The organism is Dietzia timorensis (assembly GCF_001659785.1).
GTDB classification, from domain to species: domain Bacteria; phylum Actinomycetota; class Actinomycetes; order Mycobacteriales; family Mycobacteriaceae; genus Dietzia; species Dietzia timorensis.
This window is the reverse complement of record NZ_CP015961.1, coordinates 1,409,440-1,424,238: the sequence shown is the minus strand read 5'-3', so window position 1 is coordinate 1,424,238 and position 14,799 is coordinate 1,409,440. Positions and strand designations below refer to the sequence as shown.

Below are 14,799 nucleotides of genomic sequence, written 5' to 3'. Positions count from 1 at the left end.
TCGGGGACAAAAGGTGGTAGACGTGGGCCATGAGCACTGCGGGTCGCCCCACCCCAGAGTCCCGTGTCCGCACGGTGGCTGGGGAAAACTTCTGGAACACCATGCCCCTCGGACCGGACGGAGTGCGTGTCGTCATGACCGACGGCCCGCACGGGGTGCGTCGGCAGGTCGGCGGCGGCGACGCTCTCGACCTGGATGACGCCTATCCGGCCACGTGCTTCCCCACGGCCTCGGCGCTCGCGTCGTCGTGGGACCGGGATCTGCTCGGTCGCGTCGGCGCAGCGCTCGGCGCCGAGGCTGCAGCGCTCGGCGTGCACGTTCTCCTCGGACCGGGGATGAACATCAAGCGCCACCCGCTGTGCGGCCGAAACTTCGAATACCTTTCCGAGGACCCGCTAGTTTCCGGGACCCTCGCCGCATCGCTCGTCCGCGGCATCCAATCGACCGGGATCGGCGCGACGCTCAAGCATTTCGCCGTCAACAACCAGGAATCGTTCCGATACTCGGTCGACGCCGTACTCGACGAGCGCACCCTCCGAGAACTCTATCTCCGCGGATTCGAGATCGCGGTGCGCGAGAGTGAGCCGTGGATGGTGATGTGCAGCTACAACTCCATCAACGGCACCACCGCCTCGTGTAACCGCACGCTCCTCACCACGATCCTGCGCGAGGAGTGGGGCTTCGACGGCGTGGTCGTGAGCGACTGGGCGGCCACCGGCCCCCGCGCAGAGGCGCTCAAGGCCGGCCTCGACCTCGAGATGCCCGGCTCCGAACTCAACACCGGCGAACTCCTCCGCGACTCCGAGCGCGACGCGGCAACCGCTTTCGCCCTCGACCGCTCCCTCGCGCGCCTCGAATCACTGGCCGCGAAAGTCTCTACATATGTCGAGCACACTGGGATCGACGCGGAAATCATCGCCGAACACGACGCGCTCGCCGCCGAGGCCGCCGCAGGCGGCGCCGTCCTCCTTGCCAACGACGGCATCCTCCCCATCGACGATTACGGCTCCCTCGGCGTCATCGGCGAGTTCGCCGAATCCCCGCGCTACCAGGGCGCGGGCAGCTCACGTATCAACTCCGCGCGGCTGACCTCGCTGCGCGATGCGCTCGGCGAACGCGATATCGCCCACCTCTTCGCCCCCGGGTATGACGCCGCACGTCCAGGTTCCCGCGACGAGCGCAAGCTCGCCGAAGCCGTCGCCGTGGCACGCGGCTGCGAAACGGTCGTCCTCGTGGCCGGGCTCCCCGCAGCCGCGGAAAGCGAAGGAGTCGACCGCACATCCTTCGCGCTGCCGCAGCAGCAGCTCGACCTCATCGAAGCCGTCACCTCGGTAAATTCCCGCACGATCGTGTTCCTGTGCAACGGCTCCCCGGTCGACCTCGAGTGGGTCTCGACGACGCCGCCGGCCGCGGTCGTCGAGGCGTATCTCGGCGGGCAGGCCAGCGGTCGCGCGATCGTAAACATCCTGTTCGGCGACGCCGAGCCGTCGGGGCGGCTCGCCGAGTTCGTTCCGGAACGCCTGAGTGATCTCCGCGCCGATCCGTGGTTCCCCGGGTCGATTCGCCAGGTGCAGCACCGAGAGGGGCTGTCGGTCGGCTACCGCCACCACGCCACGTCGGGCAAGGCGGCCGGGTTCCCGTTCGGCTTCGGCCTCGGATACGGCGCCGCCGAATGGTCCGATTTCTCCCTGTCCACGACGTCGGTCACGCCGGCAGACGAGCGGTGGGACACCGCGACCCCGTCGGTAAACGTGAAGATCTGCAATACCGGAAGCCGCCCGCGCCGTGAGTGCGTGCAGGTCTATCTCGCCGATGCGCGCGATATCGCAGCGCCTGCCCGGGTGCTCGCCGGCTTCGCCTCGGTCGACACCGCACCCGGCGAGGAGGTCACGGCCGAGGTGGCGATCATCGCCGACGCGTTCCACGTCTATAGCCCGCGGCAGGAACGTTGGGTGTGCCCGTCGGGCGAGGTCACGGTGCAGGTCGGCCGCGATAGCGCCGACATCGTATGGGAAGCCCGCGTTGACGTCGCCGGATCCGATTCCCCGGAGGGCGTGACCGACGAGCGCATCCTCGGCGTGGACGACGATGCCGATTTCTCGGCGCTGTTGGGCCGGCCGATTCCCACGCCGCGCCCCGCCCGTCCGTTCACCCGGGACAGCACGATCGCGGAGCTTCAGAGGTCCAAGCTGGCCGGGCTTGTGCTTCCGCGCCTGCTGAAGTTGGTCGCCTCCCGCGCGGGTTCGAAGGGCGAATCCAACCAGCTCCTCGAATCCGCCATGCGGGAGTTCCCTTTGCGTTCACTCGCCGCGGTCAGCGGCGGGAAGGTGGGCTGGAAGGCGGTCGATGCGGCGCTGGTGTTGCTCAACCGACTCCCGTAAGCGCGGTCCGGCGCGGTTCCGCGTCTAGAGCGCACCCTCGAGCCAGTCGCGCAGCACCTTGGCGTGGGTGCGTTCGGTGTCCTTCCCTGCGATGAGCAGAACGACATCGCCGTCGGACAGAGCCGAGCGCAGCGTCGACAACGCCTCGTCGAGATCGCCTTCGGCGAAGGAGTCGTCGAGTTCCTTCCGGTAAGCCTTCGAGAAGTTCGGCCAATCGAGGTCACCGGCGTGGAATCGCTTGCGCAGTTCGTTCGATGGCGTGAGCTCCTTCGGCCAGCCGTCGAGCTCGATCGAATCCTTGGCCACCCCTCGAGGCCACAGCCGGTCGACGAGGAAGCACTCGGCGCCATCCGGCACGCCTTCGCCTTTGCGGGCGTCGTAGACCCGGTCGATGAGAATGTCGCCACGTTTCGAGGATTTCTTTGCAGTGGACATGCGTATCTCCTATGTCAAGCGGCTTGCGAGGCGCAAGTCGTTGGGGTGGGGTTCAGTGGGATCGGGGTGTTGGTGAGGGTTTCGGCGTGGACTCGGGTGAGGGTGCGTCAGATGCGGCGAGCGATCTGGTTCTTAAGGCAGCGCAGGGCTTCCATGACGGTCTTGCCCTTTGCTCGGAGGCGTTCGTAGTACTCTTTGCCGGGTCCTTCGAGGCGGGTCTGGGTGATCGCTATGCGGTGGATCGCGCAGTTCAGCTGCCGGTTCCCGCCCCTGTTCAACCGGACTCTGCCTTCTGTCTTGCCCGACCAGACCGGGATCGGTGCGCAGCCGGCGAACATCGCGAACTTCGACTCCGTGGCGAATCGCTCGATCCCGGCGGTCTCGGCGATGATCTTCGCGGCCGACAGCTCCGCGCATCCGGGGATCTCCAGCAGTACCGGCTCCTGCTTTCGCACCATAGCCCGCAGGCGCGCATCGAGCTCGCCGATTAAGGAGCAGAGCCGTTCGAGGTCGGTCAGATTCATGCCCGCGATCTCCGCGACGATCCCCGCACCGGCCTCGATCACCTCCCGCACCCGCTCCTGGGCAGGACGATGGGTTAGTGCGCGTGGAGCGGGGTCGACCTCGGGATCGAGCTCGTGCAGGTGCCACCGTAGACGGTTGATCACCCGCGTCCGCTCTGCGACCAGATCCTCCCGACGGTCCAGCACGAGCTTGATCTCCCGCGCCTGCTCATCGGTGAACGCGGCTGGCAGATCCTCCTCCCTGGCCATCGCCCGCGCGACGGCGAGAGCGTCGATCGGGTCGGACTTCCCACGCGTGCGTGCTGTGGCGCGTTGTCGGGCCATCAGCTTCGCCGGCACCCTGACCACCGGCTCGCCGTGGGCGAGGAGATCACGCTCGAGGAGGCTGGTGAGGTGACGGCAGTCCTCCAGCCCCCACCGGCGGTCCTGTTCGATGAAACTCTTCCGGGCCCACCGGTAGGCCTTCTCATGACCGCTATGGGTCGCGCGGACAGTGATCTGCCCGATCTGCTTGCCCGCCGCGTCGACGGCGACGAAGGTGTGTGAATTCTTGTGGACGTCAGCGCCGATCAGGACCACCATGGTCTCTGCCTCCCTTGTATTCGAGTGGGGGTCGAACGGTCGGGCCGGTCGGCGGACAAAGCTCAGTGGGGCAGCTGCACGCTCCTATCAAGTCACGCCGGCCGGTCCATCCCACCCGGCGACGGCAATACGCATGCAAGCCAGCCCGAAGTCGAGCGGCAGCGAGTGTAAGAGCCAGTCACCGGATGGAAAGGATCCAACCACCGCGACATCCGCGGCACCACCAAGTCTCACACTGACCCGAGTGTATGCCCGTGCGCGGCGCCTCGACACCGACGTCAGAAGTGGGCGATTTCCGTTTCGCCGAGGAGGCTCGGGGCCTCCGACGTCACATGGGTCCAGAATTCCTCCACCGGAGGATTCGGGGCCGCACGGATATTGCGTACGACGCCGATTTCTCGGCGGATTCGGGTCTGCAGCGGGACGATGACCGTGCCTTCGGGCTTCATCGACGGGTATCCCAACGGCACCACGGCCAGGGCGAGACCGGCCGAGACCAGCCCGCCGGCTGTGGGTATTTCGCCCGCCTCGAATACGATGCGTGGCGTAAAGCCGCCCTCATCGCACAGCTCGTCGAAGACCTGACGCGTGCCATAGCCGGGCAGGAGCGTGGCGAAGGGTTCGTCGGCGACTTCGGCGAGGCGGATGCGTCGGCGCGTGGCGAGACGATGATCGCGGGGCACGGCGAGCCCCTGTCGTTCGCTGGCGAGGAGGACGAAGTCGAGGTCTGGGTCGGTGGGCCTTGGGGTGGCTATCGCGATGTCGCTGATCCCTGCCGCTACACGCTCGGACAGCTCGACCCCCGGCCCCTGATGCAGCACGAACTCGACGCCGGGCCGTCGGCTCAGATGGCCGCGAACGAGCCGCGGCATGAGCCAGGTACTCAGCGAATGGAGAAAATCGAAACGGATGGTGCCCCGGTCCGGGTCGCTTATCCGGCGGACGGCCTCGACACCTGCGACAAGCTCGGCATTTGCCTTGCTCAGATGCTCACGCAGTACTTCGCCACGGCTGTTGATGCGCAGCCCACCGGCGGCGCGGTCGAATAACGACGTGCCCACGTCGTACTCGAGACGCTGGAGCCGGCGCGAGAGCGTCGACTGCGGAACACCCAGGGCGTCCGCGGTCGCGCTCATCGAGCCGAGCTCGCACAGTGTGAGAAACCACTCGGGACTCCACCCTCGAACCGACATGCTGACCTCACCACCCTGCGCTCATGCACCTATTTCATACCATTATCCATTCACATGCATTAGACGCATATAGCACTGCAGTCCACAGTGGAGGCATGCCCACGAACTCCGAGACCACCGTCACGTCCGCATCACCTGACGTGGGACTGCGACCTGGCGGGCCCGAATACTCAAAGGCGATCATCGCGCTGATCGCCGCCGGCCTCGCCTCGTTCAACGCAATGTACGCGACGCAGGCGTTGCTGCCGGCGCTCACCGAACAGCTCCACGTCTCCCCCGCCTCGGCTTCGCTCACCGTCTCGGCGGTCACCGGAATGCTTGCCGTCGCGATCATCCCCGCGTCGATCCTGTCCGAGCGTTTCGGGCGCGGACGAGTGATGATCATCTCCGCCATCGTCGCGACGATTATCGGCGTCGCGCTTTCAGCGTCACCGACGATCGAGATCCTCGTTGCCGGACGCGCGCTCCAGGGCATCTTCGTCGCCGGGGTTCCCGCAGTGGCAATGGCGTGGCTCGCAGAGGAGATGTCCGCCGAGTCCCTCCCCGCAGCGATGGGCAAGTATGTCGCCGGCACCACTATCGGCGGCCTACTCGGCAGGCTCGTTCCAGCCGGGGTGCTCGAGCTCGGGAGTTGGCGCTGGGCCCTGCTCGCCACGGCACTTCTCGCTCTCGTATTCGCCGTAGTCTTCGCAGCGCTACTACCGAGCCAGCGCAACTTCGAGCCCAAGACCATCACCATTCGCAGCGAACTCACCGCACTCGCCGGACATTGGCGAGACCGGCAGATCGCCGGGCTTTACATTCTCGCGTTCCTTCTCATGGGAGTGTTCGTGTCCCTCTACAACTATCTAGGATTTCGGCTGCGTTCGGACTTCGGATTCTCCGAAGCCACGATCGGGCTAGTGTTCCTCATCTACCTCGTTGGCACATGGACATCCGCCCGCGCCGGAACGTTCGCCTCGCGGATCGGTCGCACCGCGGTTGTCGGCATCGGAATCGCGGCAGCCGGGGTAGGGCTCCTGCTCACGCTGTCGACTGTTCTGCCGCTCGTATTGCTGGGCATGGCAGTCATGACCGGTGGCTTCTTCGCCGCACACTCGACGGCGTCCGGCTGGGTCGGGGCGCTCGCACAATCCAATCGGGCCGAAGCCTCCTCGACGTACCTGTTCTGCTACTACCTCGGCTCCTCGGCGCTCGGATACCTGTCCGGCCTGGTGTTCCATCACACGAGCTGGGGAGGTCTGATCATCGCCCTCTTGGCATTGCTCGCCCTCGCAGGCGGCACACTGTACGGACTCGTCCGCGGTCGCCGCTAAGGGCCGCCCCTCTTCCGAAAGTTCTCACTCCCCGGCCCCGGCAACCGCAACGGGACCGGTGAGGTGCTAGCCTTCACCCTTACTGATAATCGTTTTCATTATCAGTTGGGAAGCGAGGTGACCGTATTCACCCGCGGGACGAAGGGATTTACGCACTGTGACCAGCCAACTCACCGCTCAACGCCGCAGGTTCGGGACGCTTGTAGGCGTCTCGATGACGGCCGCCGTGCTTGCGGCCGCCTGCTCGAACGAGTCCGGCGCACACCCTGAGGACGGCGCGGATGCGACCGCAGGGGCGGCGGCGACGTCCGACGTCATGGGAGACAACGACACGGACGGCGATAGCGACGCTCCCCAGGAGGCCGCCGGTCCGCAGGCCCGGCTCGTGGCCACCTATGACGGCGGGCTGATGACTCTCGATGCCGACACGCTTGAGGTGCTCGACACCACCGAAATGCCGGGCTTCCTGCGCGTGAACCCGGCCGGAGATGGGCGCAACGTCTTCGTGTCCACTCCGAAGGGGTTCCAGGTCTTCGATGCGGGTACGTGGTCCGAACCGCACGGCGATCACTCGCACTCGTACGTCCAGCCGCCGGGGCTCACCGACACCGTGTACGCCGGGGAAGAGCCCGGGCACGTCGTCGCGCACGAGAGAAAAACCGTCCTGTTTTCTGACGGCGATGGTCGGATCCAGACCGTGTCCACAGAGGATCTGCGCGACGGCGACCACCCGGAGGCCGAGATCGCCGAGGCGGACGAGCCGCATCACGGCGTTGCCGTGGCGCTGCCAGGCGGCAAGAAGCTCATGACGACCGGCGATGCAGATACGCGTAGCGGGGCGAAGGTCGTCGACGCCGACGGCACCGAGGTCGCGTCGACCGAGGAATGCCCCGGCGTGCACGGCGAGGCGCCCGCCGTCGACGGCCGGATAGCGTTGGGCTGCGAAGACGGGATCGTCGTCTGGGACGGTGAGCACTTCACGAAGATCGATTCTCCCGACGAGTACGGCCGGATCGGCAACCAGAAGGGCAGCGAGGACTCGGCCATCGTGCTTGGGGACTACAAGGTCGACCCAGACGCCGAGCTCGAGAGGCCCGAGCGGATCTCGCTCACCGATACCGAGGCCGACACCATGCGGCTGGTCGATCTCGGTACGTCCTACAGCTTCCGGTCCCTCGAGCGCGGCCCCGGCGGCGAGGTGCTCGTCCTCGGCACCGACGGCGCGCTCCACGTCATCGACCCGGACAGCGGCGAGGAGACGGACGCCATCGAGGTGGTCGACGAATGGAGCGAACCGACCGAGTGGCAGAACGCGCGCCCGACGGTGTTCACGCTGGGCGATTCGGTCTATGTCAGCGAGCCGGAGAAGAAGTCTCTGCACGTCGTCGACCTCACGTCCGGCGAGGTCACGAAGACGGTCGAGCTCCCGCACGCGCTCAACGAGCTGACCGGCGTGAGCGGCGACGTGAACTAGCTCGCAGAACGGGCGAGACGGCGGCGCGGACATGCGATACTTGCAGGTATGACTGATCCACACCACGGGGGCGGCTACTACAGCAACGGTTGGGATAACGCCGCACCGGAACCGCAGCGCCGGGGTTCTGCTACCCCGTGGATCATCGCCGCGCTCGTCGTGGCGCTCGTCGTGGCCGTCGGGGTCATCGCCGCGGTATGGCTTCTCGGTCGCGGCTCCGAGGAGCCCACACCGAACGCGGTCGACGATTTCACCGTGGCCACCACCACGGTGCCGAGTTCCGAGGACGGGCACGCGCAGCAATCGGACACCGCGTCGTCAACCGCCACGCAGCCGGCGGAGAGCTCCGCGTCGCCGAGTTCCTCGCAGTCCGCTCCGGCAACCACGTCGACCGCATCGGCCTCGATGCCCGCCGGCCTCAATCCGCGCGGCTGGGACGGCGGCGTCCAGTGCAACGCATCCGACGACTGGGTGTACGCGGGCAGCAACGGCGCCGATTATGCGCTGATCTGCGTGGCCACTCCCGGTGGCGGCCTGTACTACAAGGGGTTCTTCCGCGGCGGCGAGGCCGAGCACGACATCGCTTCCCAGTACGGCGTGGGCACGACGAACGCGCAGTACGAAACGCTCGCCTCGGGAGACACGAGCATCGTCATCGACGGCTCCCAGCTTTATGTCTACGGAGCCGGCGGCGAAATAATCGCCCAGACGACCTTCGGGCAGGTCTACGCTCAGTAGGTATGGGATCGATCCGTCTCTTCGCCGGCATCACTCCCCCGCAGCCCGTCCGGGACCACCTCGACTTCGCACTCGAGGATGTTCGGGCCCGCGCCGGGGAACAGTTGCGATGGACGCCGCGCGCGAACTGGCACATCACACTGTCGTTCTACGGAGAGCAACCGGCGAGTTCGACCGGGGAAATCAGCGACTACCTCCGCTCGGTGGCCGAGTCCACGTCGCCGATGTCCATACACCTCGCTGGCGCCGGATCATTCCATTCGACGCGCCTGTGGATCGGGGTGGGCGGGGAAACCGACCGCCTGCGCGGGCTCATGTCGGAATGTCTTCTCGACGCCGACCTGCCACGCCGCAACCGCGCGCACCTTTCGGTCGCAACGCTATCGGGCAGCCGCCGCCCGCAGCGTAGCCGCGGGAGACGCCCGTCGCCGGTGGTCGCCAACAGCACGCCGAGGCTGGACAACTTCGTTCACGCGCTGAGCGTGTACGCAGGCCCGGAGTTCGATGTCGACGCGATCGAGCTCTTCGAATCCCGACTCGGCGAAGGGCCGGGCGGGGCACCGGCCTACGACGTGCTCGCCCGGTTCCCCTTTCGGACTGCTTCGACCTAGCCCGTCAGCTTCGCGACATTGCCATCGCAGTACACCGGAACACCGCTGGCCAGGAAGAACGCGGCTTTCTCCGGATCGTATTGGCCGCGCTCGGCAACCCCATTGATCACGTCGCCCACCGGAGCATTCTGGTCGAGCTGACCGCACGCCTCGGTGATTACCTGCACCGGATCCACGCCCTCGGGCATGGCCGCGTCGAACTGCTGCGTCAACCCGATGAAGTTGTCGCGCTGTTGGTCGCCGACCTCCGGCCCGGGTGGCGGCGGAGCCTCGCCCTCGGGCGGAGGCGGCACCTCTCCCTCCGGTGGCGGCGCCTCCCCTTCGCTCGGCGCCGGCGCCGGAGCAGGTGCCGGCGCGGAGGTCGGTTGACTCGAGGTCGCCGAAGTCGTCGTCTGCTCCGTCGTCGACGAGGACGCGGGGTTTTCGAAGTCGTCGGCCACCTGCAGTTGAGAACAGCCCGCAAAGGTCAGTGCCGCGGTGCCGGCGAGACCGAGCGCGGCGACGCCGCGCCGCACACGGAAGGTCATCTTCGTTGTCGAACGCATAGCCAAATGATAGGCGAGAGAACGGCAAACAACCGTAGCGGCGCTGGGTAACGCCGATATTCGCCTAGCGCAGAAACTTCCGCATGTCCGAGAGCATGCCGATCACCTTGTCGACATCGGCCTCGCTGCGCAGCGAGCGGCGGAGAAAGTCCGCGACCGCGCGGGGTGGTTCGGAGCCGGCCCCGTCCCCGCCGATCGAATGCGCTCCTGCCCTGGAGGGTGCAGCGTCTGCGGCGCCTGCGGCGCGAGCAACGGATCCGGGCTTGCGGTCGGCGAGGTCGACCTCGAAACGGTCGCCCTCTGCATCGGAGCCGACGCAGAGGACCTTCTCCTCTGCCGGCACTCCGGCGGCTTTCGCTGCGGCGACGAAGTCGTAGAGCTCGCCGTAGGTGACGTCGGCGAGTTTGAGCGTGAGTTTCATCTCGAGCGGCATGGTTCCAGCCTATTCTGACGGACCCGCCGCGTCATCGGGGTTCTCCCCGAAATCCTCGCGCCCGGACAGACCGCGGAGCTATTCGCCCCAGAAGACCTTGTCGACCGCTTTGTGCCCGATGCGGGTGATGCGCATGTATTCGTTGATGAATTCCGGGGTGTCGAGCGCGGCTTCCTTGCCCGAACAGATCTGGGCGACGCCCGCGACGACCTTCCCGCTCGTGGGCAGCTCGTCGGTCGGTTTACCGCGCACGAGCACGAGCGCGTTGCGCACGCGCGCCGCCATCGTCCACGAGGCGCGCAGGTCCTCGGCATCGGACTCCGAGACGAGCTCGGCTGATGCCGCCGCGGCGAGCGCTTCGAGCGTCGAGGTCGTGTGCAGCCCCTCCACCCGCGACGCAGATTGCATGGTGAGTAGTTGGACCGTCCATTCGACGTCCGCGAGGCCGCCGCGGCCGAGTTTCGTGTGGGTCGACCGGTTCGCGCCTCGCGGCAGTCTCTCGGTGTCGACGCGCGCCTTCATACGCCGGATGGCGAGCACCGATTTCTCCGGCACCCCGTCCGCGGGGTAGCGGAACTCGTCGATCATGTGGAGATAGTCGATTGCCAGGTCCGTGTCCCCGGCGCACACCGAGGCTCGCAGCAGCGACTGCAGCTCCCAGACCTCGGCCCACTTTTCGTAGTACGCGCGATACGAGCCGAGTGTGCGCACGAGCGGTCCGCTGCGCCCCTCGGGGCGCAGGTCGGCGTCGACATCGAGCGGCGGGTCAGAGGACGGGGTGCCCAACAACTTGCGCATGTTTTCGCACACCGACGTCGCCCACTTGATGGCGACCTCGTCCTCGATCCCTTCCGCCGCGCGGCATACGAACAGCACGTCCGCGTCCGAGCCGTAGCTCTGTTCGTGCCCGCCGAGTCGTCCCATCGAGATCACAGCGACCGCGGCAGGCGCCTTCCCGTCTTCGGGCAGGGAGTTGGTGATGACGGCGGAGAGCGCGGCCTCGATGACGGAATTCCATAACGTGGTGAGTCGCTCGCCGACGTCCTCGACGTCGAGCATCCCGAGGATATCGGCGCAACCGATTCGTGCGAGCTCTGCGCGCCGTAGCGAGCGCGCGGTCGCGATGACCTTCTCGGGGGTGGAATGGCGCGCCGCGGAGGCGGTGAGCGCGCGTGCGAGGGTGTGCGCGTCCGAAGCCAGAAGCTTCGGCCCTTCGGCGCCGTCGGCGAGGTCGAGGATCACGTTGGGTGCGCGTTGCAGAAGCTCGCGCACGAATGCGGAGTTACCGAGAACGGTCATCAGGCGTTTGCCTGCGACGTGGTCGTCGCGGAGTAGACGCAGGTACCAGGACAGTTCCTGGTGTTCCTCACTGATCTTGCGGTACGCCAACAGCCCGGCGTCCGGATCTGCGGTCTCCGAAAGCCATTCCATCAACGTCGGCAGGATGAGCGACTGGATCCGGCCACGACGCTTCGAGCTACCGATGAGCGCGCGCAGGTGCCCCACGGCGTTGCGGGGCGAGCCGAACCCGAGCGCGGCGAGCTGACGTTCCATCGCCTCCGACGACAGCGACAGTGCCTCGGCATCGTAGGCCGCAATGGAATCGAGCAGCGGACGGTAGAAAAGTTTTTCGTGGAGGCGACGGACGCGCGACCTCAGCACTCGTAGCCGCTCGGCGAGCATCCCCGGGGCGTCGCGCATTCCCTCGGCGCGAATACCCGCTGCGCGGGCGAGCCAGCGGTACCCCTCCTCGTCGCCTGCCGCGGGCAGCAGGTGCGTGCGTTTGACCCGCTGGAGTTGCAGTCGGTGCTCGAGCAGGCGGAGGAACTCGTAGGCATCGATGAGTTTCCCGGTGTCCGCGCGTGCCACGTACCCACCGTCGACGAGACGCACGAGCGCCTCGACGGTATGTTGCACGCGCAACGTCTCGTCGCCGCGACCATGCACCATCTGCAGGAGCTGGACGGCGAATTCGACATCGCGAAGACCGCCGCGGCCGAGCTTGAGCTCGCGGTCGAGTAGCTCACCCGGCACGTTTTCCTCGACGCGCCGCCGCATGCGCTGCACGTCGTTGACGAAGTCCTCGCGTTCGGATGCGGTCCACACCATCGGACCGACCGCCTCGACGTAGGCGTTCGCGAGTTCCATGTCGCCCGTCATCGGCCGGGCCTTGAGGAGTGCCTGGAACTCCCAGGTCTTCGCCCAGCGTTTGTAGTAGGCGACGTGGGAGTCGAGGGTGCGAACGAGCTCGCCGCGCTTGCCCTCGGGCCGGAGGGCTGCGTCGACCTCGAAGAACGCCATCGACCCGATGCGCATCATTTCGCCGGCCACGCGAGCGGTCTTGGGGTCCGCGGGGTCGGAGACGAAGACGATGTCGACGTCGGAGATGTAGTTGAGCTCCCTGGCGCCGCATTTGCCCATCGCGATGACGCCGAGCCTGCTGGTGATCTCTTCGTCACCGAACACGTTGGCCACGCCGACTGCCAGCGCGGCGGTGAGGGCTGCATCGGCAAGGTCGGACAACGCGAGCACGACGTCGCCAAACGGCACAGGCGGTTCGGTCTGGACCACGGAACCGGCGAGATCGTGGGCGGCGATGACCATCAGCTGATCTCGGTAGGCGACGCGCAGCGGGTTGACGGCAGTCGCGCCATGCACGCCGGCCAGATAGGTTCCGGTCGTGGTCAGATCGTCGCTGGCAGTGTTGGGAACGGTCCCTGATTCCGCGGTCTCCGACGTCACACGTGCCGGCCTCGCCTCCACCGAGGACAACAGGCTCGCGAAGAAATCCTCCCGGACGGGGAATTCGTGCTGCAGGTGGGGCCATTTGTGCGGGTCGGCAACGAGGTGATCGCCAAGCGCAGTCGACGATCCGGTGAGCGAGAACAACCGTGCCCGCAGGGTCTCGTCGGCATGGAGGGCCGTGTCGAGGTCCTTCCACGAAGTACCGGTGGGCAGATCCGTGCGCTCGTCGAGGGATTCCCTGAGCCGGGAAATGGTCGTCAGCGCGAGGTCGGCGTCCGGGGCACGCGAGAGCGAGCGCAGCACCTCGATCGACTGCGCGGTGGTCCAACCGAGTCCGGCGAGTTTCGTGTCTGCGCCCTCGCCGACCAGGCCGAGCCGCCCCGGGCTCGGCACGACGGGGCGGTTGTTGTCGGCAGTGTGCGCGGGTGGGGTCACAGTGGCAGGTAGCTTCTCAGCTCGAACGGGGTGACGTGGGCGCGGTAGTCGTTCCACTCTCTACGTTTGTTGCGGAGAAAGAAGTCGTAGACGTGCTCGCCGAGCGCCTCTGCCACGAGCTCGGAGTTCTCCATCTCGTCGAGAGCCTGTTCCAGGCTGCCGGGCAGGTCCCTGTAGCCGAGCGCGCGGCGCTCCGAACGCGACATCGTCCACACGTCGTCCTCGGACTCGAGCGGCAGTTCATAGCCCTCCTCGACGCCCTTGAGTCCCGCGGCGAACATCACCGCGAATGCGAGATACGGGTTGCACGCCGAATCGGGGCTGCGCACCTCGATCCGGCGCGAGGACGCCTTGTCCGGGGTGTACATCGGAAGGCGAACGAGCGCCGAGCGGTTTGCACGGCCCCACGTCGCCGACGTGGGTGCCTCTCCCCCGCCGATGAGCCGCTTGTACGAGTTGACCCACTGGTTGGTGACCGCCGAGAACTCCGGCGCGTGCTGCAGAATCCCGGCGACGAACGACTTGCCGGTCGCAGACATCTGGTAGGGATCATCGGGGTCGTGGAAGGCGTTGTTGTCGCCCTCGAACAAAGACATATGCGTGTGCATCGCCGAGCCCGGGTGGTCCTTGAACGGCTTCGGCATGAAGGTCGCGCGCACGCCGTTCTGCATCGCCACCTCCTTGACGAGGTAGCGGAAGGTCATGATGTTGTCCGCCATCGACAGCGCATCGGCGTAGCGCAGGTCGATCTCCTGCTGCCCTGGCGCGCCCTCGTGATGGGAGAACTCCACGGAGATGCCCATCGCCTCGAGCGACTCGATGGCGTGGCGGCGGAAATGCGGGGCGTGCTCGTGCACGGCCTGGTCGAAGTAGCCGCCGTTGTCGGCGGGCTCGGGCTCGTGACCGTCGGTGTCGAGTGACCGGACGAGGAAGAACTCGATCTCGGGGTGCACGTAGCATGCGAAGCCGAGGTCGGCGGCCTTGCTCAGCTGTCGACGGAGAACCTGTCGCGGGTCGGCGAAGCTCGGAGAGCCGTCCGGGTTGGCGATATCGCAGAAGATGCGCGCGGAGTGCTGCCCGCCGTCGTCGTGCGCCCAGGGCAACACCTGGAATGTCGATGGATCCGGCCGTGCGACGGTGTCCGCCTCCGACACTCGAGAAAAGCCCTCGATCGAAGAGCCATCGAAGCCGATGCCCTCGTTGAACGCCCCCTCGAGTTCCGCCGGCGCCAGCGCGACGGACTTGAGCGTGCCCGTGATGTCGGTAAACCACAGCCGAACAAACCGAATATCGCGTTCTTCCAGCGTCCTGAGCACAAATTCCTGCTGACGGTTCATGTGTTCACCTTAAGCCTTCGGTGTTTCCTCTGTGTTAAATCGGTACCCGC

General features: G+C 66.7%; 12 protein-coding genes. 5 read left to right on the top strand and 7 right to left on the bottom strand.

All coding sequences use genetic code 11. The annotated features are described in order from the left end of the window. Nucleotides 1–29: 29 nt before the first annotated feature. Entirely contained in the window at nt 30–2,381 is a 2,352-nt protein-coding gene (locus BJL86_RS06550; protein WP_067473298.1) for a beta-glucosidase, read from the top strand. 24 nt (nt 2,382–2,405) lie between these two features. Here BJL86_RS06550 and BJL86_RS06545 read toward each other — a convergent pair whose 3' ends face one another. From BJL86_RS06545 to BJL86_RS06535, 3 genes are all read right to left on the bottom strand, one after another. Continuing rightward, nucleotides 2,406–2,816: a DUF488 domain-containing protein gene (locus BJL86_RS06545; RefSeq protein ID WP_082908425.1), complete on the bottom strand. Its 411-nt coding sequence runs from the start codon at nt 2,814–2,816 to the stop codon at nt 2,406–2,408. Nucleotides 2,817–2,923: 107 nt separating this feature from the next. Further along, entirely contained in the window at nt 2,924–3,922 is a 999-nt protein-coding gene (locus BJL86_RS06540; protein ID WP_075844888.1) for an IS110 family RNA-guided transposase, read from the bottom strand. 278 nt (nt 3,923–4,200) lie between these two features. Beyond that, nucleotides 4,201–5,115: a LysR family transcriptional regulator gene (locus BJL86_RS06535; protein WP_067478492.1), complete on the bottom strand. Its 915-nt coding sequence runs from the start codon at nt 5,113–5,115 to the stop codon at nt 4,201–4,203. Nucleotides 5,116–5,210: 95 nt separating this feature from the next. Here BJL86_RS06535 and BJL86_RS06530 point away from each other — a divergent pair, with 95 nt between their 5' ends. From BJL86_RS06530 to thpR, 4 genes are all read left to right on the top strand, one after another. Then, the gene (locus BJL86_RS06530; RefSeq protein ID WP_067478489.1) at nt 5,211–6,431 is read left to right on the top strand and encodes an MFS transporter; all 1,221 of its coding nucleotides are present in this window, start codon (nt 5,211–5,213) and stop codon (nt 6,429–6,431) included. Nucleotides 6,432–6,645: 214 nt separating this feature from the next. Next, on the top strand, nt 6,646–7,905 hold the full coding sequence (aztD, locus tag BJL86_RS06525) for a zinc metallochaperone AztD (protein WP_067478486.1): 1,260 nt from the start codon (nt 6,646–6,648) through the stop codon (nt 7,903–7,905). Nucleotides 7,906–7,953: 48 nt separating this feature from the next. Then, nucleotides 7,954–8,643, top strand: coding sequence for a hypothetical protein (locus BJL86_RS06520; RefSeq protein WP_067478483.1), 690 nt, complete (start codon nt 7,954–7,956; stop codon nt 8,641–8,643). 2 nt (nt 8,644–8,645) lie between these two features. After that, entirely contained in the window at nt 8,646–9,254 is a 609-nt protein-coding gene (gene thpR, locus BJL86_RS06515) for an RNA 2',3'-cyclic phosphodiesterase (RefSeq protein WP_197487670.1), read from the top strand. On the opposite strand, the gene BJL86_RS06510 is transcribed toward thpR, so the two are convergent. The 4 genes from BJL86_RS06510 to glnA all read right to left on the bottom strand — a co-directional run bounded on the left by BJL86_RS06510 (nt 9,251) and on the right by glnA (nt 14,749). Beyond that, the gene (locus BJL86_RS06510) at nt 9,251–9,799 is read right to left on the bottom strand and encodes a DUF732 domain-containing protein (protein ID WP_082908746.1); all 549 of its coding nucleotides are present in this window, start codon (nt 9,797–9,799) and stop codon (nt 9,251–9,253) included. The genes thpR and BJL86_RS06510 overlap by 4 nt on opposite strands. Before the next feature lie 64 nt (nt 9,800–9,863). Then, nucleotides 9,864–10,232, bottom strand: a complete 369-nt coding sequence (locus BJL86_RS06505) for a hypothetical protein (RefSeq protein WP_082908745.1) — start codon at nt 10,230–10,232, stop codon at nt 9,864–9,866. Between the two features lie 78 nt (nt 10,233–10,310). Next, on the bottom strand, nt 10,311–13,412 hold the full coding sequence (locus BJL86_RS06500; RefSeq protein ID WP_067478477.1) for a bifunctional [glutamine synthetase] adenylyltransferase/[glutamine synthetase]-adenylyl-L-tyrosine phosphorylase: 3,102 nt from the start codon (nt 13,410–13,412) through the stop codon (nt 10,311–10,313). Beyond that, the gene (gene glnA / locus BJL86_RS06495) at nt 13,409–14,749 is read right to left on the bottom strand and encodes a type I glutamate--ammonia ligase (RefSeq protein WP_067478474.1); all 1,341 of its coding nucleotides are present in this window, start codon (nt 14,747–14,749) and stop codon (nt 13,409–13,411) included. Before glnA ends, BJL86_RS06500 begins: the two co-directional genes overlap by 4 nt. Nucleotides 14,750–14,799 lie beyond the last annotated feature (50 nt).